We start from the raw sequence: 20624 nt of genomic DNA on the forward strand, positions 1-20624 counted from the left end.
TTCGAGCGATGAGCCGTGCTGAATGCGCAGCCTCATCCGCACAGTGACTATTTGCTAGCAACGGCGATCGATTCGTTGGGCTGCCACCCACCGCCCAGGGCCTTGAAAGCCGCGACGGCAGCGCGCGCTGATTCGGTTTGCGCCTGCGCGCGCGCGTCTGATGTACGTAACAGGCTTTCGTCGGCTTGCAGGACTTCAATCAGGCTGACGACGCCTTTTTGATACGCAGCAAACGATGCATTTCGCGCGCGGCCAAGCGAATCCACGCCTTGTGTGAGCACAGCCGCTTGCTCTTCGCGCTTGACGAGGGCAGAGAAGGCGTCTTCCACATCCTGCGTGGCGCGCAGCACGGCGAGCCGGTACGCGGCCAGCATCTCCGCCTCTTGCCCCTTGGCCTGATCGATCTGCGCATTGATACGGCCGAAGTCGAACAGGCGCCAGCGCAGGCCAAGCACGCCGGCGAATTGACTGGCACCGCTGCCGAACAGACTGCCGGCGCCCACCGATGTGGCGCTGCCCAGCAGGCCGCTGAGCGAGAACTTCGGGTAGTACTCCGCAATGGCGACACCGATGCGCGCGTTGGAAGCCGCCAGGCGGCGCTCGGCAACGATGAGGTCAGGGCGGCGCCTCAGTAATTCGCCCGGCGATCCGCTGATCGCAATTTGCGGAGCGGCCGGGATGTCGCCGCCTTGCGCAAGCTCCGCCCGGTGCGTGCCCGGCAGCGAGCCGAGCATCACATCCAGCGCGTTCATCGCCGCATCGAGGCCAGCCTCAAGCTGTGGGATGGAAGCGCGAACCTGAGCGAGTGCGCCTTCGGCCTGCCGGACTTGAAGCTCGGCCGCCAGTCCCTTGCCGTACAGCAGGTTGATGGTGGAGAGCAATTCTTCTTGCGTCTGTACCTGGTGGCGGGCCACTTTCAAGCGCGTCTGTAAGCCGCGGATGGTGATGTAGATATCGGCAGTCTGTGCGGCCACGGCCAGCCGTGTGGCGACTGCGCCCGCCTGGGAGGCCTGGTAGTCGGCAAGAGCCCCTTCGCGGCCACGGCGCAGGCCGCCGAATACGTCCAACTCCCAGCTTGCGCTGACATCGGCCTCAAAAGCGTTGCCGTAGCGATCGAAGCCGGGCCGCGAATTCAAGACGCGGCCCAAAGGGGTTTCGACGGACTGGTACGCACGCGCGGCCTGGCCCGTGACATTGCCGGAGGGCAGCAACGCAGCATTGGCAGCGCCAAGCCCCGCACGGGCTTGCGTGACGCGGGCGAAGGCCTGTGCAAGGTCCAGGTTTTGTTCCAGCGCGAGCTGCACGTACCGCGTAAGTTGCGGATCGCCAAAGCCAGCCCACCACGCAGGCAGATCGGCTTCGGCGTTGGCTGTCCGCTGCTCCACTGCTGTCTGGCCCTGGAATTGTCTGGGAACCGGCACATCTGGCTTCACATAATCGGGGCCGACGGCACAACCGGTCGCCAGGCTGGCAGCGAAGAGGGCCATAAAGGAGTGTTTTGGCAGCATGGATGTCTTCCATCGTGTTTTTGTGACTATAGTACAAAATGGTCACAAGTTGTTCAACTATCGCGACTCGCGTAAGCTGGAGCCTATGAAGACCACCCCGTACCCCGTTTCCGCCCGTGGCCCGGCGGACCATGACGTGCGAGACCAGATCGTTGCCGCCGCCACCGAGCATTTCAGCCGCTACGGCTACGAGAAAACCGCCGTTTCCGATCTGGCCAAGGCCATCGGTTTTTCCAAGGCCTACATCTACAAGTTCTTCGAGTCCAAGCAGGCCATTGGCGAGATGATCTGCGCCAACTGCCTGCGCGACATCGAGGCCGACGTGAATGCCGCCCTGGCCGACGCCGACTCCCCGCCGGAGAAGCTCCGGAGCATGTTCAAAGCCTTGACTGAGGCCAGCCTTCGGTTGTTTTCCCACGACCGCAAGCTGTACGAGATCGCGGCCTCGGCAGCGACTGAACGCTGGCAAGCGGTAATCGCCTATGAGGACCGCATCCAGAGGTTGTTGCGCGATGTGCTGCAGGAGGGCCGGGAGACCGGAGACTTCGAGCGCAAGACGCCGTTGGACGAGGCCACGACGGCCATCTACCTGGTCATGCGCCCGTACATGAATCCGTTGCTTTTGCAGTACAGCTTTGACTACACGGATAGTGCGCCCGGGCTGCTCTCCAGCCTCGTGCTTCGGAGTCTTTCCCCCTGACGTGCAGATTTTTTTGATTGTGACCATTGACTAAAATAGTCACAAGAACCAGAATGAAAGCCCAGATCATCTTGTCGATGGGGCTTTCATGCTTTCTCGTTGCTTTGTTACCTCTATCGTTATTGGTGCGTTGCCGCTCGCTTTGAGCGCTTGCGGCGAAAAGGCCCCTGCCGATCCGCGCACCGAGGCACCGTTGGTGCGTGCCGCGTTCGTTCAGCCCGTCGCTTCCGCGTCGCGTTCATTCACGGGGGTCGTCGCTGCCCGGGTGCAGAGTGATCTCGGGTTCCGCGTGCCCGGCAAGGTGTTGGAGCGGCTTGTGGATGCCGGGCAGACCGTCAAGCGCGGGCAACCGCTCATGCGCATCGACCCTGTCGATCTGAAGCTCGCCGCGCACGCACAGCAAGAAGCCGTGGGCGCCGCGCGAGCGCGCGCGCACCAGACGGCGGAAGACGAAGCCCGCTACCGCGATCTGCGAGGAACTGGCGCCATTTCCGCCTCAGCCTATGACCAAGCCAAGGCTGCGGCGGACGCAGCCAAAGCCCAGCTGAGCGCAGCGCAAGCGCAGGCCGATGTTGCGCGTAACGCCAGCCGTTACGCAGAGCTTGTTGCCGATGGTGAAGGCGTGGTCATGGAGACGCTGGCCGAGCCCGGCCAGGTCGTCAACGCAGGGCAAGCCGTCGTACGGCTGGCCCACGCTGGCCGCCGTGAAGCGGTGGTCCAGTTGCCGGAAACGTTGCGGCCGGCGATCGACTCTGTCGCACAAGCCACGCTTTTCGGTAAGGAAAGCGCCGGTGTACCTGCCAAGCTGCGGCAACTGTCGGATGCTGCCGATCGGCTTACCCGCACGTTCGAAGCGCGCTATGTGCTGGATGGGGAACTGGCCAATGCGCCGCTGGGCGCTACCGTGACGATCCAGATTCCCGATCGGCTTACCACCGTGCAAGGCGATCTGCAGGTGCCGCTTGGTGCCGTGTTCGATGCCGGCAAGGGCCCGGGCGTGTGGGTCATCCAGGGTGATCCGGCGAAGGTATCGTGGCGATCCGTCACCATCGTGCGCCTCGGTGACGAAAGCGCTCGGGTTGCTGGCCAAGTCAAGCAAGGGGACCGGATCGTCGCGCTTGGTGTACAACTGCTGCGTGAAGGACAGCAAGTCCGTGTGGCAGGGCAAGGTGCCAGCACTGCCATCGCGGGGGTGCGCCTGTGAGCCAAGGTCGTTTCAATCTATCGGCGCTCGCCGTGCGCGAGCGCGCCATCACGTTGTTCCTTATCTGCCTGATCTCTCTGGCGGGTCTCATTTCCTTCTTCAAGCTGGGCCGCGCGGAAGACCCGGCGTTTACGGTCAAGGTGATGACCATCATCACCGCGTGGCCCGGCGCCACCGCGCAGGAAATGCAGGATCAGGTGGCCGAGAAGCTCGAAAAGCGCATGCAGGAGCTGCGCTGGTATGACCGCACGGAAACGTACACGCGGCCGGGCCTGGCGTTCACTACGTTGACCCTGCTCGACAGCACGCCACCGTCGGAAGTGCAGGAGGAGTTTTACCAAGCGCGCAAGAAGGTCAGCGACGAGGTGGCCAACCTCCCGCCCGGCGTGATCGGGCCGATGGTCAACGACGAGTATGCGGACGTGACCTTTGCGTTGTTTGCGCTCAAGGCGCAGGGCGAACCGCAACGTGTGCTCGCGCGAGATGCGGAGACGCTGCGTCAGCGCTTGCTGCACGTGCCCGGCGTGAAGAAGGTCAACATCATCGGCGAGCAGTCGGAGCGCATCTATGTCGAGTTCTCCCATGACCGGCTGGCGACGCTGGGCGTGAGTCCGCAAGAAGTGTTTGCCGCGCTCAACAGCCAGAATGCCCTGACGGCAGCCGGCTCGGTAGAGACGAAAGGGCCGCAGGTATTCATCCGTCTGGACGGCGCGTTCGACGAGCTGCAGAAGATTCGGGATACGCCGGTTGTATCGCAGGGCCGAACGTTGAAGCTGTCGGACATTGCCACGGTCAAGCGCGGCTACGAGGATCCTGCCACGTTCATGGTGCGCAATGGTGGCCAGCCTGCCTTGCTGCTGGGCATCGTCATGCGCGAAGGCTGGAACGGGCTGGACCTGGGCAAGGCGCTCGACAAGGAGGTGGGCGCCATCAACGCTGACATGCCGCTCGGCATGAGCTTGACCAAGGTGACCGACCAGGCAGTCAACATCGCCGCTGCCGTCGATGAGTTCATGCTCAAGTTCTTCGCCGCGCTGCTGGTGGTCATGCTGGTGAGCTTCGTCAGCATGGGCTGGCGCGCGGGCCTGGTGGTGGCCGCGGCCGTGCCGTTGACACTGGCGGTCGTCTTTGTGGTGATGGCTGCGACAGGCAAGAACTTCGACCGCATCACACTTGGATCTTTGATTCTGGCGCTCGGCTTGCTGGTGGACGACGCCATCATCGCCATCGAAATGATGGTGGTGAAGATGGAAGAAGGCTACAGCCGCGTCGCCGCTTCGGCATATGCTTGGAGCCACACTGCGGCGCCCATGCTGTCGGGCACGCTGGTGACCGCCGTCGGCTTCATGCCCAATGGCTTTGCGCGATCCACCGCGGGCGAATACACCAGCAACATGTTCTGGATCGTCGGCATTGCGCTGATCACGTCCTGGGTGGTCGCAGTGGTGTTCACGCCTTACCTAGGCGTAAAGATGCTGCCCGACTTCAAGAAGGTCGAAGGCGGCCACGATGCGATTTACGACACCCTGCGTTACAACCGCTTCCGTGCGCTGCTCGGGCGTGTGATTGCGCGCAAATGGCTGGTCGCGGGTTCGGTCGTCGGGCTCTTTGCCTTGGCCATTCTCGGTATGGCGGTGGTCAAGAAGCAGTTCTTCCCAATTTCGGATCGGCCTGAAGTGCTGGTCGAGGTGCAGATGCCCTATGGAACATCGATCAACCAGACCAGCGCGGCCACCGCAAAGCTGGAAGCTTGGCTCGCCAAACAGAAGGAAGCCAAGATTGTGACGGCTTACGTTGGCCAGGGTGCGCCGCGCTTTTATCTGGCGATGGGGCCGGAACTACCGGATCCGTCGTTCGCCAAGATCGTGATCCGCACCGACAGCCAGGAAGAGCGTGACGCGTTGAAGCAGCGCCTGCGCCAGGCCATTGCCGACGGCCTCGCCCCCGAGGCGCGCGTGCGTGTCACGCAGCTCGTGTTCGGTCCGTATTCGCCGTTTCCGGTCGCTTACCGCGTGACCGGCCCGGATGCGCAGACGTTGCGCCGCATCGCGGCCGATGTTCGGCAAGTGATGGACGCCAGCCCGATGATGCGCACGGTCAACACTGACTGGGGGATGCGCGTACCCACCCTGCACTTCACCTTGCAGCAGGACCGCTTGCAGGCCGTTGGGCTGACCTCCAGCGCCGTCGCGCAACAATTGCAGTTCCTGCTCAATGGCATTCCGGTGACGGCGGTGCGCGAGGACATCCGCACCGTGCAGGTGACCGCGCGCTCGGCCGGCGACATCCGACTGGATCCGGCCAAGATTGGCGACTTCACGCTAGCCGGCGCCAACGGGCAACGCATTCCGCTCTCGCAAGTGGGCAAGATCGATGTGCGCATGGAGGAACCCATCATCCGCCGGCGCGACCGCGTGCCGACCATCACGGTGCGCGGCGACATTGCCGATGGCCTGCAGCCGCCCGACGTGTCGACAGCCATCAGCAAGCAGCTTCAGCCGATCATCGAGAAGCTGCCCAGCGGATACCGCATTGAACAAGCGGGCTCCATCGAAGAATCGGGCAAGGCGACGAAGGCCATGCTGCCGCTGTTCCCGATCATGCTGGCCGTCACACTGTTGATCCTCATCTTCCAGGTGCGGTCCATTCCGGCGATGGTCATGGTGTTCCTGACCAGCCCCCTCGGCTTGATTGGTGTGGTGCCAACGCTGATTCTGTTCGGGCAGCCGTTCGGCATCAACGCCCTGGTCGGCCTGATCGCGTTGTCGGGCATCTTGATGCGCAACACGCTGATCCTGATCGGGCAGATTCAGCACAACAAAGCCGAAGGGTTGGACCCGTTCAGGGCCGTTGTAGAAGCCACCGTCCAGCGTGCGCGGCCAGTGATTCTCACCGCGTTGGCCGCCATCCTGGCCTTCATTCCGCTGACCCATTCAGTGTTCTGGGGCGCACTCGCTTACACGCTCATCGGCGGGACATTTGCTGGGACGATTTTGACCCTGGTGTTCCTGCCGGCCATGTACTCGATCTGGTTCAGGATTCGGCCAGGCAACGCGGCCGATGCACAGCGCGATCGGCACGAGACCACCGCGCAGCCCGCCGGAAAACTAGTGCCCGAGTCATATTGAATTGCAAGGGTATGTTCCTGCCACATTTCCCTTGATTCCAATCCACTTGCATTAAAGCGTCTTCTAGACGAGACATTGGGTGCATGACCTCCACCCAAGGTGTGCTGCTGTGCGAGAGGTCATAGAAATCGTGGTGAGGAGACAAAATATGAAGGTAAATCCAATTCTTCTGGGCTCCTTGAGCCTATTTTCTGGCATGACCTGGGCTCAGTCTAACGTTATTCTGTATGGCGTTGCAGATATGAGCATGGAATACGCAAATCACGTCGGTACGGTGCCATTGGTAAGCAATGGGTTCAATAGTGGGGCCGGAAAAAACGTCTATCGAATGGATTCTGGTGGTCTGTCTGGATCGCGCTGGGGGATTCGCGGCACAGAGGATATTGGTGGAGGCCTGCAGTCCATTTTTGTCCTGGAAAGCGGCGTGAGTCTCGATAACGGTACTCAGATGCAGGGTCGACTTTTTGGTCGACAGGCGTTCGTTGGATTGCAAAGTAGCTCCCTTGGAAAATTCACATTCGGGCGTCAATACACATCGCTGTTTGATTCCATTGCGAATTTCTCACCAACAATCTACGCAACGCAGTACTCGCCAACCGTACTTCTTCTTGGGCCTGCCTATCGAGAAGACAACACGGCGAAATATAGCGGTGCTTTCGGTCCCTTCACTATCGGTGCCCATTGGTCCTTTGGAACAGGTCTCGCGTTACCCGCCACCGCGCCAAGCACAATCCCGCTCACAGGAACCGGCGAGGTTCCGGGGCAATTTCGCAGAGACTCCGCGTATGGCGTTGGAGTGAATTATTTTGGCGGAAGTTTTGGAGCAGTGCTAGCCTTTGACGAATTCAATCCGAGCATGGTGAACGGGACGGGAGGATTCAAAAAACTCGCGATTGCCGGAAGCTATGCCGCGGGGCCCGCAAAGATAATGGCCGGGTACCGCTGGGGAAAGAATAAAGATGGGGCCGGAAGTGAAATCCTGCGAGACGATTTCTATTGGATCGGCGCAAACTACAAGTTGACACCGAGTGTGGATTTCACTTTGGAGTACGCGTACGACAAGATTCACCGAAGAGTAGGTGAATCGCAAATGGGAAATCCATGGCAAGTAACGGCAATCGCCAATTATTCATTCTCCAAGCGTACAAGTGCCTACGTCGTAACTTCTTTCGCAAAGAACGCGGGACTCAATCTTGATAATAGCGCCGTAAATTATGCCAACAGTCTGGGGACAGGGAATAGCTACGCCCTCGGTGCAGGCGAGACGTCCATGCTTGGGGTAGGGCTAGGACTTCGCCACACGTTTTGAGCGGCGTTATGAGATGCCTTACAAGAATATTCAGATGGTATTTTCCTCAAGGAGCGAAAAATGATTACCAAGTCGGTAATTTTTGGTGGGTTCGCCGTCGCGGTGCTGGTGGCCTCGAGCTTCACAACGGTTGCGCCCGCGCGAAGCAAGGGCGAAAAGAGACGCTCTTGGGTGGACGCTGCGCTCCACGTCAAGTTCGACGCCAAAGGCAATGCGGCGAAGTGGGGACCCTTCGATCCGTTCAGCGACGGCACGCGAACTGGCACGCCCGATCCACGTGTGGACACCGCGAAGTTCAAGGTGCTCGACACGTTCGGTACTGGCTTCGACATGCCATCGACCGACAGCGAGTCGCCAAGTAACAGGTTGACCTGAACACGTTGCTTCCGATGTTGGGCGCTGCGTAAGCAGCGGCAAACTTTTGCACCCGCCTGCCCATGTTACCTCCGTGCTCTCTCGACCTTGGGGCAGGCGGTCTTTTTTAATATCCGATTGCTTTCCCAACTCTTTTTTTACAAATCCCGGCCAATCGCTCCTAGCGATCCTGCGCGCGCAGCGCCGCTTCGATGCCGCGAATGCTCTCGAGCAGGCGCGGGCGCACCGTCTCAAGCAGTAGCGCGGCCGGCACGATGGCGGTAGGCCCGCTGCACGACAATGTCATCGGCGGCAGCGCCGGGCCGGGCCGGAACGCGGCGGCGATCGAGTTGATGTCCGGAAGCCATTCGCCAAACGACGTGGTGCAGCCCTGGCGCTCCACCTCCGCGCGGCTGCGCTCCACAATGGCCTGCGCATTGGGGGCGTCCACCCCTTCCTGTTGCCGGAAGGCAGCCAGTGCTTGCCGTTGTTCCACGGCCGGCAACGCTTGCAGGTAGGCACGCCCCGCGGCCGAGGTCAGCCCGGAAATGCGCGTGCCGACCGCCACCCGCAACGTCAGGTATGACTCCGACTGGCAGTTCTCAAAGATCAGCATCTGCGCCCGATCGCGCACGATCAGCGACGTCACGCCCTGGGACAGGTCGGCCAGCTCCTGCATGAACGGCCGCACCACCGCCAGCACATCCACGCCATGTTGTGCCGCCGGCGCGAGGGCCAGCGCCGAGCTGCCGAGCTGGTACTTGGCCAGCTCCGGGTCCAGGCGCAGGTAGCCCAGCTCGGTCAAGGTATGCGTGAGGCGCGACACTGTGGATTTGGGCAGGCCGCAGCGCTGCGCCAGCTCGGCATTGCCCAGCCGCGTCTCAAAGCTGCGGAAACTCGCCAGCACATCGAGGCCCCGCGCCAGCGCGGTCACGAAATGCCGGTCTTCCTTGTGCTGCTGCATGTGCTGCGGCACTTGCGTTTCGTGCGGCGGATCTTCGGTCTGCGGTCCGGACATGGGTGGCCTCGGCTGGCTTGGGGCTGAGCTTGCGTCTCAGCCTGCACTGGCCAGCAGCTCACGCAGCTTGGCCTTGAGTATCTTGCCGGACGGTGCGGCCGGCAGGTGGGCCACGATCCTGACCTCCGCCGGCATCTTGTAGGGCGACAGCTGCTCACGCAGGAAGGTGCGCAGCGCGGCCTGGTCCAGCGTCATGCCCTCGCGCACTTCCACAAAGGCGATCACTTCCTCGTTGCCTTCCACCGCGCGTCCCACCACCGCCGACTGCAGCACGGCCGGGTAGGCGTTGATCGATTGCTCGACCTCCTCCGGGTACACGTTGAAACCGGAGTGGATGATGATTTCCTTGGAGCGCCCCACGATGGAGACGGCGCCGTCGGCATCGATGCGCGCCAGGTCGCCGGTGTGCAGCCAGCCGTCGGCGTCGATCACCTGCGCGGTCAGGTCGGCTCGGCGGTAGTAGCCCTTCATCACGTTGGGGCCGCGTACCAGCAGCTCGCCGCTGCCATCGGGCAGGGGCTCGCCCAGGCGGATCTCCACGTCAGGCACCACCGGGCCCACCGAGCAATCCGTGCGCGGCGATTCCACCCGGGTCTGGCAGACCGTGGGCGAGGTCTCGGTCATGCCATAGCCGTTGTGCAGGATGATGCCGAAGCTCGCTTCAAACGCCGCCTTGAGCGTGGCGGTGAGCGGCGCGCCGCCAGATTGCGCCATGCGCAGCGCGGGCGCTTGCAGCGGCGTTGCCTGGGCGCGGCTCCATTCGATCAGCTTGGCATACATGGCGGGCACGCCATGCAGCACGGTGAGCCGCTCCGCGACCAGCGCGTGCGCCAGCTTCTCGGGGCGGAATCGCGGTTCGTAGAACACCGTGGCGCCGTTGGAGAGCGGACCCACCAACAGCACGGAGAGACCGTAGACGTGCGAGATCGGCAGCACACCGTAGACCCGGTCGCCCGGCTGCACGCGCGCCTGCAGGCGGTTGGAGCGGCCAATGAACATCAGGTTGGCGTGCGTCAGCATCACGGCCTTGGCGGCGCCGGTGGTGCCAGTGGTGTAGATCAGCGCGGCTACCTGGTCGCGCGCCGCTGCGTCCACCGGCTCAGCCACGGCGGCTGCATTGAGCGCGCCCAGCAGCAGCTTGCCCGCATGCGGCCATTCGGCCGGTTGCGCGCCGCGCGCCAGGCCGTGCTCGCGTGCTTCGGGATGGGCGTTGTCGAGGTAGAGCGCGATGCGCGCGCCCGAGTGTTCGATGATGTTGTCGATCTCGCGGGCGGACAGGCGGGCATTGACCGGCACGGCCCATGCGTCCAGCGCGCTAAGCGCCAGGATCAGCACCGCGCAGCCCACGCTGTTCTCGGTCACCAGCACCACGCGATCGCCGCCGCGCACGCCGGCGCCAGCCAGTGCGCGGGCGGTTTCGGCAATGGCGCCGTCCAGCTCGCCGTAGCGCAGGGACCGCTCGGCGTCCATCAGGGCCACGCGCTCGGGGTGGCTCTGGACCCAGGGGCCGATGGTCTGGTGCAGGCGGGAAAATGCAGTGGCAGGCGAAGCGGACGGGGCGGCAGCCGGCGCGTGCGCGGCGGGCGTGGGGGTGCTACTCATCACAGTCTCCAGATAAGGCGTCCGGCGTGGGCCGCCGGATTTTTCGATGGCGGAATACTCCCACCGATCGCCTTACACGTCAACTGCACCGTGGAACCCATGTTCTGCATTGCAGAACATGGGTCATTCAGCATCAGAACCGGAAGCGCGCGACCCCAGCCGACAGCCCTGCCGCTTGCTCATCCAGGCTAGCCGCCTGCGCCGTAACGGCTTCGACCAGCTCGGCGTTCTGCCGGCTGGTCTGGTCGAGCTGGGCCACCGCCTCGCCCACCGAGCGGATGCCGCGCGCCTGTTCATCGGCCACCCCGCACAGCCGCTCGGCCAACTGGTGGCTCTGGCCTACCGCCTGCTCGATGCCGCTCATGGCGCTGACCACTTGCCCGCTAAGCCGTGCCCCACGGGCGATCTCAGAGCTGGCCTGGCCAATGGTGGTGCGAATCTCGCGCGCGGAGTTGGCGCTGCGCTGCGCCAGCCCGCGCACCTCCTGCGCCACTACGGCGAAGCCGCGCCCGGCCTCGCCGGCGCGGGCCGCTTCCACGGCGGCGTTGAGCGCGAGGATATTGGTCTGGAAGGCAATACTTTCGATCACTTCGACCATTTCCGCGATATTGCGCGAGTGCTGGTTCACCGTGTCCATGGCGCCGCTCATCTCGTTCACCACCGCCATGCCGGCGTCGGTGGCTTCGCGTGCCTGGCGCGCCATGGCGCTGGATTCGGTGGCCTGGGCGTGGGCTTGGCCGACCAGCGCGGTGAGGCGGGCGACGCTGTCGGCGGCTGCGGCCAGCGCTGCCGCCTGCAGCGCGGTGCGGCGCGACAGATCGTGGTTGCCGCTGGCGATGCCTTCGCTGGCCGCGGCGATCTCGGCGGCAGAGAGCTGGATCCCTTCCAGCACGCCGGCGAGCTGGTCGCGCATGCGCGCCAACAGGCTCATCAGGCTGTGGTCGTCGCCAGGGCGCACGCGCACGGGTTGTTGCAGGTCGCCCGAGGCGATGCGGCTGGCCACCTTGGCCGCGTCCGCCGGCTCGCCGCCCAGCTCCGAGTGCAGCAGGCGCGAGGCAAACCAGGCCAGCGCGGCCGCCGCTGCAAGGCTCGCCACCAGCATGCCGATCATCACGGCCTGGGCGCGCAACTGGCTGGCCGTCACGGTGGCGACCGTATCGGCGGCCTGCCGCTCCTGCTGCTTGCGCGTGACCTCTACCAGATCGGCCAGCTTCTGTAATTGCTCGCCAAGAAAATGGCCGTCGACCGAAACGGCGCTGTCGAACTGCAGGGCATCGAGCGGCTGCTTGCGCAGCAACGTGACATAGTCACGCAGCATGGCTGCGGCGCTGTCGCGTTCCGCTTGCAGCGCGGTGGCCTGCGCGGGTGCGGCAGTGCGCACGGTGCCAAGTGCCTGGTCGAGGCGGGCGAGGGCGCTATCGATGTCGGCGGTTGCACCATCGCGCTCGGTGCTGCTGGTCGCCATGGTCAGGGCAAGCTGGGCGCGGCCCAGCCGGGCCAGCGCCGATTGCGCGCGCTCCGCCGCGATGGCGCCCTGCATATCGCGTTGATAGAGCGTATCTGTCATCTGCTTGACCGAGACGAGGCTGAAAATGCCCGTCAGCCCCACCACGGCGCCGAACACATAGACCAGCGCAAATGCCACGCACATGCGCGCGCTGAGGGGAAGCCGGCCCAGCCAGGCGGGCATGCGCCGGCCGGCGCGGCGTGGAAGGCGAAGGTTGATGGCTTGCAACACGGTTGAGACTCCGATGGGCCACGCGGCCCATATGCTGACCCTGGGGTACCGCCATCTCGCGCGCCGGCTCGCAGCGCCAGCTTGCCGCGGGTGACGGCATGACTTTGTTATGGCATGCATGCTCGCCGCAACCTGTGACGCATGAATGACATCCCGCCATTGCGCAGGGGTAATCGGCTTTGTCATCCGGGTGACACATTGCTGACATGAAATAGAGGGCGAGTCACATTGGCTCACCAGCCTCTTGCGCCTGGCGCCGCGCCTTCCCACGTCACGTTCACTCCGTCCATGCAGATTGCCTCCCCCCTGGCTGGCGCACCCGTGCCGCGGCTACGCTTGCCGCAGCTCCACGCCGTCTTCCAGCCGATCGTGGTGTTTGGCACCGGCGAGGTGCTGGGCCACGAGGCGCTGGTCCGGGGGCCTGCCAGCTCGCCGCTGGCCATGCCGGATGCCTTGTTCCGCCTGGCGCGTGACGAGGCCGAGACCATCGAGCTGGAGCTGCGGGCGGCGCGCACCGGGCTGTCCACTTGCCTGGCGAATGGCTTGCACGGCAAGCTGTTCCTCAACTTCAGCGCGATGGCGCTGCGCTACCTGCTAGCCGACGGCGGGAGTGCCATGCGGGCCCTGGTGGCGAACAGCATCGCGCCGGATCGGGTCGTGATCGAGGTGACCGAGCAGACCCCCATCGAGGACGCGGAGCGCTTCGGGCAGGCCATGGCTGTGCTCCGCGAACTGGGCATGCAGTATGCGCTGGACGATTTCGGCACCGGCCACGCCAATCTCGACCGGCTGGTCCACCTCGCGCCACACTACACCAAGCTGGACAAGTCGCTGGTGCGTGGCATCGGCACGTGCTCGCGCCGGCTTGAAGTCGTGCGCACGGTGCTGGCCCTGGTCAAGGCGCTGGACGGCGAGGTGATCGCCGAAGGGATCGAGGACGCCGATGAGCTGGCGGTGCTGCGCGATCTCGGCGTGCCCTTCGGGCAGGGCTACTACCTCGGCAGGCCGGCGCCGCACCCGGTGCTCAGCCAGTGCTGAACGGGCCGGGCCGAGGCGGCCGCGCGCCGGTCTCATCCAGGCGATACCCTTTGCCATAGACCACCGTGATTACCAGCCCATTGCGAGGGTGGAGTTCCAGCGCCCTGCGCAGGCGCGATACCAGGCTCGCCAGGGCGCGGGACAACGGTGGCAGCGAATAGCCCCAGATTGCGCGTTCGATATGGGCATGGGACAAGACGCGGCCGACGCTGCCAAACAGCAACGCTGCGAGCTCGAACTCCTTGGGGGGCAGCGCGAGCCTGCGCCCCTGGAACACGGCCTCGTGCGCCAGGCAGTCCAGTGAATAGGGCCCGACGGTCAGGTCCGGGCTTGGCGTTTGCCGGCGCGAGGCGGCGCGGCGCTGCAGCGCGTGCAGCCGGGCCACCAGCTCGCGCGCGCGCAGCGGGCGGATCATGTAGTCGTCGGCGCCCGCCTGCAGGGTATTGACGACCGAGTCTTCGTCGCGCTGGTGGGAAACCACCATCACCGGTACCTCGCTGCGCCAGGCGCCGCGCACCGCGCGCACGGCTTCCATGGCAGGCATGTCGGCAAGTTCGTGGTCGATCAGCAGGACGTCGTAGCCGGCTTGGTCCATGCCACGGAAGAGCTCCCCGCTTGCGGGATAGGTGTGGCAATGCACGCCGGCGCGAGCGAGGGCGTCTGCAATGGCTTTGGCCTGAAGCGACAGATCCGCTAGCAGTGCGATCTTCATAGGCATTGTCAAACAAACTGGATTTAGTACGGTTCGCGGGCCGGCGCGCGCATCGGCTGCCGGGCCAGTCAGGCTGTCAATGTGCCAGGGCCGGGCGGCCACCGGCCTGCCCGCGAGGCGACCCAGGCAGGATAGTCCGCGGAGCGAGAGATATCATTCGGAACAATCTGCAAGGACGGGCAGAAGATTCCCAAAGCAGGCGGGGAGCCAATCCACAAGGCGACCGGTATCGCACCAGGCCACAGTCGATTGTTGCGGCGCCCGTACACAATTTGTCCACGATTGCCGGATCGTGTTATCCACAGCTTGTGTGGATAACCGAGCTTGACGTGCCGCGCTTGGCCAATGGTGGCGGTTATGTATCGGACTGCCTAAATTTTGAACAGGATGGCGGGTGACGCCTCGCCAGCGAAGGTGGACGCAGACAAATTCAGCGCGACAGCGTGCGCGGCAGCAAGCGCGGCAGGGTGGCGGCACCGTGCAGCAGCAGCCCGAGGTACAGGCACGCGCCCGGCCAGTCGGGAGCGGGCTGCAGCAGCGGCCCGGCCAGCGCCAGCGAGCCCGTCAGCAAGACCCAGGCGGCCGCCCCCCGGCGCCGGCCGTCGCTCATGGCGCCCAGGGCGATGGTGGCGGCAAAGATCAGGCCGAACAGCAGCGCTTGCCGCTGCCCTTGCCACTGGCCATCGTGGTGAATGTAGTGGATCACGATGCCGAACAGCAGCAGCCCGCCGAGGCCGATGAGCAGGTCCGGCACATGGAACCCAGCGCGCGGCGCACGATGCTTGCTGGTGCCGCCGATGAGGCGCAGCAACGGCAGGTTGCTTGCCAGCAAGGGGTTGTCGCAGCGCGGTGTCCCGGGCACGCCATAATCCAGCGGCACGTCGGCCAGCCTTGGCTGGAAGGTGCCGAACAGCTTGTCCCACCAGAGGAAGGTGCCGCCGAAATTCCGGTCGAGGTAGCACGGCGCGGTGCCATGGTGCACGCGGTGATGCGCCGGCGTGACCAGGAAGCGATCCAGGATGCCGGAGCTGCCCACCAGGCCGTTGTGATTGTAGAACTGCACCGCGTAGTGGATCGACGAGACCACCACAAAGATCTCCAGCGGCAAGCCCGCCACAGCCAGTCCGATCACGAACGGCAGGTTGGTGAGCGACGAGTACCAGGAGTTGCGGATGCCTAGCGACAGGTTGAAGTGCTCGCCCTGGTGATGGACCACATGCACCGCCCACAGCAGGGGTATCTTGTGATGCAGCCGGTGCATCCAGTAGAAGCAGAAGTCCCACGCGACAAAGCCGAACACCCATTGCCAGGCGAGCGGCCATGCGTCTATCCAATGCAGGTTGGCGACCCGCAGCACCAGCCCGAAGGCCGCGATCTCCAGACCGCGGAAAAACCACATCAGGATGTGCCCGGACCCCAGGTTGAACACCACCTCACGCCAGGGAATGGGCTCTCCCCGGCGATGCTTGCGGATCAGCAACTCAGCCACCACGCATAGCAGCATGGCGATCAGGGGGAGCGCGAATGCGTTCATTGCGAATGTCCTTGGATAACGGTCACCGCGGACACCTTGGGGCGCGCCAGCCAGGTGGCCACCGTGCCCGCGGCCAGGCCCACCAGCAGGCCGGCGGCCAGGTCCAGCAAGACATGCTGGCGTGTCTGCACCACCGAGTAGCAGATCGCCAGCCCCCAGCCGATCGCGCAGGCGCTGCGCAGCTTGCGGCGCGGGTCGAGCAACGCCCAGACGCTTAGCAGCGTCAGCGCGCCATGCAAAGAGGGCAGGCAGTTCTGCCGCGAGTCGCCGGCGATCAGCCAGCCCAGCACCGTGCTGCTCAGCCCGTCGCCCGGCAGGCTCGGATAGGCCAGCGTGGTAGGCCATGCCAGGAAGACGGCGCCACAGGCAAGCGCTGCGCACTGCATCGCCGTGCGCAGCCAGCGCAACCGTTGCGGCGGGGCCAGCGCAAAGCTGACCGGTATCAAGGCGAAGAACGACAGGTAGAGCCAGATGCCGGCAGGATCGAAGGGGATCAGGCGGTCCAGCGCGCTTTCGGGCAACTGCGCCGGTGCGCCTCGCAGCAGGCTGGTGCTACCGTAGACCAGGCCGACGCTGCCCCAGCCCAGCAACATCTGCCGGCACCGCCACCATGCCCCGGCGCTTTGCATGCGGTGCGTCACGGGCCTTGCGTGGCTTCGCGCAGCCGGACAATGCGGCGGCGCTTGGTGGTGAAATCCGCCGGGGGCGCGGCATCGTTGTGCCACGCGATATCCGCAACAGCCACGCCCAGCCCGTCCAGCACCGTTTCCAGCCGCGCGCGGCAAGCCGTGTGCACCGCGTCGCCGCCTTCGGCATACAGGCTGAGCGTGCGCCCGCCGGTCTGGCGCAGGCGGTAGTCGGCGGCGAGCGGCAGGGCCTGCGCCAAGGCGCGCGATAGCACGTCGGCAAAGACCTGCACCGGCTGGCCGAGGCGGCCCGGCAGCACCAGCATGTCGTCGCAGCGGCCTTCGATGCGGGACAGCGCCAGCGCAGGGCTGCCACACGGGCACGCATCCGCGCGCCGCACCAGCACGTCGTCCAGCCGGTAGCGCACGATGGGCTGGGTGGTGCGGGTGAAGTCGGTCACGATGGGCACGAAGCGCTCCTGGCTCTCGTCCAGCCATTCCGGCTCGATGTGGACGAATTCCTCGTTCAGGTGCAGCGTGCCATGCGCGCAGGTGACGCCGAGAAAGCCTTCGGTGGCCTGGTAGACCTCGCCGGGCTCGCCGAACACGTTGGCCAGCAAGGCGCGGTCCTGTGCTTCCAGTACTTCGGCAACCGAGACGACCCGCGCCGGGCGCAGTGCCGTGCGCCCGGCCTGGCGCGCCAGCGCAAGGCTGCGCAGCACCTGCGCGGGCGCCACGACAATGGTGGGCGCATAGTGCTCCAGCCGCGCAAGATGATCCTCGAACGGGGTGAACAGGTCGAAGAACGCGAACGAGAGCCAGGGCTTGCGCACCGCCGTGTACAGGTTGCTGTTGGCACGGAGGAACAGCGCCACGCGCTCGCCCGCCAGCAGCCCGCGCGGCAGCAACCTGGCCAGCAGCGTGCCGGCCCATTGCGCCTGCTCCTGCCGGCTCACCACAAACGCGCCACGCCCGCCCGAGGTGCCCGAGGACAGCCCCACGCTAAATCCTTGCAGCGTCGGGCTGAAATCGCGCGAGGCCTCGGCCTGCCGGGCACAGGCAAGGACGTCATCAAGGCGGAGCCCGGCCGTGTTGATGCGGTCGAAATTGGCCATCATCACCGCCTTGTCCATGCGCGGCCAGTCTTGCATCGGCTGCGACAGCAAGGGGGCGAAGTACGGGCTGCGCGCCAGCACGCGCTGGCGGAAGCGGGCTATCTGACGGGCCTGGTGCGCCTCCAGTTCGGCGCGGCTGGCAAAGCGCAGCCTGCGCGCGCGCCAGTAGGCCCCGAGCATGCGCGGCAACTGCATCAGAGGGCTCCTTCGTGGGTCAGGCGGATCTGCACCTGGCCATTGCGATGCAAGGCGTGCAACTGCCTGAGCGTGGCCTGGTAGGTGCGCGGGTCTTCCATGATCAGGTTGGCGATGGACGACGGGCCGATCAGCTCACGGTAGCTGGTGGGCGACCATGCCGCGTCGGACGCCAGCAGCACCCACCCGCCGTTCGTTTGCACGAAGGCGCCCAGGTGGCCGGCGGCGTGGCCCGGCAGCGCTACCAGGAAGACTTCCCCGTCACTGTCCGGCAAGGCATAGCCCTCCTGGAACGGCGTGAGCGCGACGGGCAGCGGCTGGCGCGCAAAGGCTTCGATAAAGCCCACGCGCTGCTCGAAATCCTCGGGCATCAGCCCTGGCACGAAGCCCCGGCGCAGCGCGCCGACGCCGCGCAGCAGCCGCGTGGCTTGCCACCCGGCGCCCGAGCAGTAGAAGCGCATGCCGGGAAAATCCCGCAGTCCCGCGATATGGTCCCCGTGGAAGTGCGACAGGATCACGCCGGCGAGGTCGCGCGCGCCGATGCCCGCCGCGCGCAGCTGGCTTGCCGCCGCCTCGCTGCTGTCGAAATGCACCGGCGTGACCATGCGGTACAGCGCGAACAGCCCGCTGCGTGTGTGATCGAGGAAGTGCGTGGCATAGCCCGTATCCCACAGCCAGTGCCTGCCGCCTGCCTCGATCAGGTACGCCCGCGCCGGGAAGCGGCAGACCGACAGGCCCGCGCCCTTGAGCGCCATGCAGGCGCGGTGCGTGCAGAAGCCCGCCTCAAAGGTGGTGATGCTGGCCATGGTCTCGCATCCATTGCGCCGTCAGGCGAATTCCCTCATCCATCGTATAGGCGGGCCGATAGCCCAGCGCCGCGATGGCCTGCGTGTTGTCGAGCGTCATATCGTAGTGCAGCACGCCCATGCCGTAGCGCGTGAAGGCCGGCTCGCGCCGGCTCAGGGCCGACCAGGCCTCCATGCCACGCGCCACGGCGTCGGCCAGCGCATAGGGCAGGCGGCGCAGGCGCGGCGGCTGGCCCAGTTCGTCGCCGAGCAGTTGGCCGAGCACCTGGCACAAGCGGCGCGGTTCGTGGTTGGTGATGTTGTAGGCATGGCCGGACGCCACCTGCGCGCTCGTGCTGGCGAGCTGCATGGCGTGAACCACGTTGGGGGTAAAGGTCAGGTCCATCAGCACCTTGCCGGCGCGCGGCAACGGCAGCTTGCCGCGTCGTTGCGCCATCAGCGCCAGCACGCGCGGCATCAGCACGCGGTCGTGCGGGCCGAACAAGGCGCGTGGGCGCAGCATGACGAAGGCGGTGGCGGCCTGGTTGCCTGCGCGCAGCCGTATCGCCGCCTCAGCCAGCGCCTTGGTGCGGGCATAGTGGTTGGCGTAGCGCGCTGGCCGGTAGCTCTCGGGAATGTCGAGATGGTGCCGATAGTCGAAGTACAGCGACGGCGTGGAGACGTGCACGAAGCGCTCAACGCCGGCTGCGATCGCCGCGTCGGCGAGCCGCTCGGTAGCGGCCACGTTGGCCGCTTGGAAATCGGCGGATGCGCCCCACGGCGATGACAGCGCGGCGCAGTGCCAGACGGTGCTCACGCCGCGCAGCAATGCGCGTGCCTGTGCAGCATCGAGCGTGGCCAGGTCCGCCGGCACGAAGTCCACGCCAAGCGCGCGCAGCGCCTCGCCCTGCGCGGGGTTGCGGCCGGTGGCGCGCACGGGCAGGCCACGCTGCAACAAGTACTCGACGGCATTGCGGCCGAGGCCGCCGGTTGCACCGGTTACCAGCGTGATCACAATCGCAGCACCATGGCACCCACGGTAAGGCCGGCAGCCGTGCCCAGCAGCAGCGCGCGCGAGCCGGCGCTGGCCCTGCCGCTGTGCATCGCTTCGTGCAAGGCCGTGGGCAGGGACGCGGCCACCTGATTGCCGTGCGTACGGTAGATATCCACCACCGACGCCGCCGGCACGCCGAGGCGGCGCCCGATGTGCTTCATGGCAAGGTGGCTGGCCTGGTGCGGCACTACCACGTCGATCTCATCGAGCCGCAGCTTGCCCGCGTCGAGCAAGCCGGCCAGGAAGGCGTCCATCACCGTGGAGGCCAGCTTGAATACGCGCTTGCCTTCCATATGGAACAGGAAGTCGGACTCGCGCGCGCCCATGCGCGGGCTGGTGCGGGTACCGCCTGCGCGGATCTCGCAGAAGGCCTTGCCCGCGGGATAGGTCTCCATGCGATAGGCCTCGATGCCGGTGCTGCCATCGCCACGCTCCACCACCGCCGCCGCCGCGCCGTCGCCAAAGATGAGCGAGGCCTCTGGCTGGCTCCAGTCCAGCCCGCGAGAGGCGAGGTCGGATGCGACCACCGCGATGCGGCGGTAGGTGCCGCTGTGCAACAGGCTGGCCGCCACCTGCAAGGCGGCCAGGAAGCTCAGGCAACTGGCGTTGACGTCGAAGGCCGGCGTGCCGGCTGGGATGCCGGCGGCTTCTAGCAGCCGCGCGCCAGTGCAGGGCAGGGCTTGCTCCTGCACGCCGGCGGCAGAAATGACCAGGCCGACCGAACCCGGGGCGATGCCGCCGCGCGCCATGGCATCGCGCAGCGCGGCGGCGGCCAGAGCGGATTGCGTCTCGCCAGGGTCAGCATGGTAGCGGTGGTCGATGCCGGCGGTTTTCCTGACGTAGCCGGCCGCTTTGCCGAGCACCTTGTCAAGCTCGGCGGAGGTGACCCGCCGGGCAGGTAGTGCTTTGCCTGTGGCCAGGATTCTTAATGGCAGCATGTCGTTGGTTGGGTCTCCCGCCGGGGTGAACAGAGCGGCGGGAGCGAATCGATCCTTGAGAAGCAG

Annotated in this window: 17 protein-coding genes; 6 read left to right on the plus strand and 11 right to left on the minus strand. The window is 65.5% G+C overall.

Annotated elements, in window-relative coordinates; all coding sequences use genetic code 11:
* Positions 1-47: 47 nt before the first annotated feature.
* The gene (locus tag AC1RQK_RS01945; RefSeq protein WP_492807359.1) at positions 48-1508 is read right to left on the minus strand and encodes an efflux transporter outer membrane subunit; all 1461 of its coding nucleotides are present in this window, start codon (positions 1506-1508) and stop codon (positions 48-50) included.
* Positions 1509-1593: 85 nt separating this feature from the next.
* Between AC1RQK_RS01945 and AC1RQK_RS01950 the strand changes: the two genes are divergently transcribed.
* The 5 genes from AC1RQK_RS01950 to AC1RQK_RS01970 all read left to right on the plus strand — a co-directional run bounded on the left by AC1RQK_RS01950 (position 1594) and on the right by AC1RQK_RS01970 (position 8224).
* Positions 1594-2208, plus strand: a complete 615-nt coding sequence (locus AC1RQK_RS01950) for a TetR/AcrR family transcriptional regulator (RefSeq protein ID WP_492807492.1) — start codon at positions 1594-1596, stop codon at positions 2206-2208.
* 88 nt (positions 2209-2296) lie between these two features.
* On the plus strand, positions 2297-3412 hold the full coding sequence (locus tag AC1RQK_RS01955) for an efflux RND transporter periplasmic adaptor subunit (RefSeq protein WP_492374247.1): 1116 nt from the start codon (positions 2297-2299) through the stop codon (positions 3410-3412).
* A complete protein-coding gene (locus AC1RQK_RS01960; RefSeq protein ID WP_492807361.1) occupies positions 3409-6540 on the plus strand; it encodes an efflux RND transporter permease subunit in 3132 nt (1043 codons plus the stop codon). The genes AC1RQK_RS01955 and AC1RQK_RS01960 overlap by 4 nt, the downstream gene beginning before the upstream one ends.
* A 148-nt stretch (positions 6541-6688) precedes the next feature.
* On the plus strand, positions 6689-7849 hold the full coding sequence (locus AC1RQK_RS01965) for a porin (protein WP_492807363.1): 1161 nt from the start codon (positions 6689-6691) through the stop codon (positions 7847-7849).
* Positions 7850-7909: 60 nt separating this feature from the next.
* Positions 7910-8224 carry a hypothetical protein gene (locus AC1RQK_RS01970; RefSeq protein ID WP_492807365.1) on the plus strand — a complete coding sequence of 105 codons (315 nt, stop codon included), beginning with the start codon at positions 7910-7912 and terminating at the stop codon, positions 8222-8224.
* A 160-nt stretch (positions 8225-8384) separates the two neighbouring features.
* On the opposite strand, the gene AC1RQK_RS01975 is transcribed toward AC1RQK_RS01970, so the two are convergent.
* The 3 genes from AC1RQK_RS01975 to AC1RQK_RS01985 all read right to left on the minus strand — a co-directional run bounded on the left by AC1RQK_RS01975 (position 8385) and on the right by AC1RQK_RS01985 (position 12561).
* On the minus strand, positions 8385-9221 hold the full coding sequence (locus AC1RQK_RS01975) for an IclR family transcriptional regulator (protein ID WP_492807367.1): 837 nt from the start codon (positions 9219-9221) through the stop codon (positions 8385-8387).
* A gap of 36 nt (positions 9222-9257) precedes the next feature.
* Positions 9258-10823 (minus strand): class I adenylate-forming enzyme family protein, encoded by a 1566-nt coding sequence (locus tag AC1RQK_RS01980; protein ID WP_492807368.1) that lies wholly within the window; start codon positions 10821-10823, stop codon positions 9258-9260.
* A gap of 133 nt (positions 10824-10956) precedes the next feature.
* Positions 10957-12561 carry a methyl-accepting chemotaxis protein gene (locus tag AC1RQK_RS01985; RefSeq protein ID WP_492374241.1) on the minus strand — a complete coding sequence of 535 codons (1605 nt, stop codon included), beginning with the start codon at positions 12559-12561 and terminating at the stop codon, positions 10957-10959.
* Positions 12562-12849: 288 nt separating this feature from the next.
* Here AC1RQK_RS01985 and AC1RQK_RS01990 point away from each other — a divergent pair, with 288 nt between their 5' ends.
* Positions 12850-13599 (plus strand): EAL domain-containing protein, encoded by a 750-nt coding sequence (locus tag AC1RQK_RS01990; RefSeq protein ID WP_492374240.1) that lies wholly within the window; start codon positions 12850-12852, stop codon positions 13597-13599.
* Here AC1RQK_RS01990 and AC1RQK_RS01995 read toward each other — a convergent pair.
* The 7 genes from AC1RQK_RS01995 to AC1RQK_RS02025 form a co-directional block, all read right to left on the minus strand.
* Complete coding sequence (locus tag AC1RQK_RS01995) at positions 13586-14311, minus strand: response regulator transcription factor (RefSeq protein WP_492374239.1); 726 nt, start codon at positions 14309-14311, stop codon at positions 13586-13588. The genes AC1RQK_RS01990 and AC1RQK_RS01995 overlap by 14 nt on opposite strands.
* 430 nt (positions 14312-14741) lie before the next feature.
* The gene (locus AC1RQK_RS02000; protein ID WP_492807372.1) at positions 14742-15845 is read right to left on the minus strand and encodes a sterol desaturase family protein; all 1104 of its coding nucleotides are present in this window, start codon (positions 15843-15845) and stop codon (positions 14742-14744) included.
* Positions 15842-16486, minus strand: coding sequence for a phosphatase PAP2 family protein (locus AC1RQK_RS02005; protein ID WP_492807373.1), 645 nt, complete (start codon positions 16484-16486; stop codon positions 15842-15844). Before AC1RQK_RS02005 ends, AC1RQK_RS02000 begins: the two co-directional genes overlap by 4 nt.
* Entirely contained in the window at positions 16483-17781 is a 1299-nt protein-coding gene (locus tag AC1RQK_RS02010; protein WP_492807375.1) for a F390 synthetase-related protein, read from the minus strand. Before AC1RQK_RS02010 ends, AC1RQK_RS02005 begins: the two co-directional genes overlap by 4 nt.
* Entirely contained in the window at positions 17781-18587 is an 807-nt protein-coding gene (locus AC1RQK_RS02015; protein WP_492374235.1) for an MBL fold metallo-hydrolase, read from the minus strand. The genes AC1RQK_RS02010 and AC1RQK_RS02015 overlap by 1 nt, the downstream gene beginning before the upstream one ends.
* Positions 18565-19581: an NAD-dependent epimerase/dehydratase family protein gene (locus AC1RQK_RS02020; protein WP_492807377.1), complete on the minus strand. Its 1017-nt coding sequence runs from the start codon at positions 19579-19581 to the stop codon at positions 18565-18567. The genes AC1RQK_RS02015 and AC1RQK_RS02020 overlap by 23 nt, the downstream gene beginning before the upstream one ends.
* A complete protein-coding gene (locus tag AC1RQK_RS02025) occupies positions 19578-20558 on the minus strand; it encodes a 3-oxoacyl-[acyl-carrier-protein] synthase III C-terminal domain-containing protein (RefSeq protein WP_492807379.1) in 981 nt (326 codons plus the stop codon). Before AC1RQK_RS02025 ends, AC1RQK_RS02020 begins: the two co-directional genes overlap by 4 nt.
* Positions 20559-20624: the final 66 nt, after the last annotated feature.

Source organism: Cupriavidus sp. GW822-FHT02D05 (assembly GCF_058802485.1).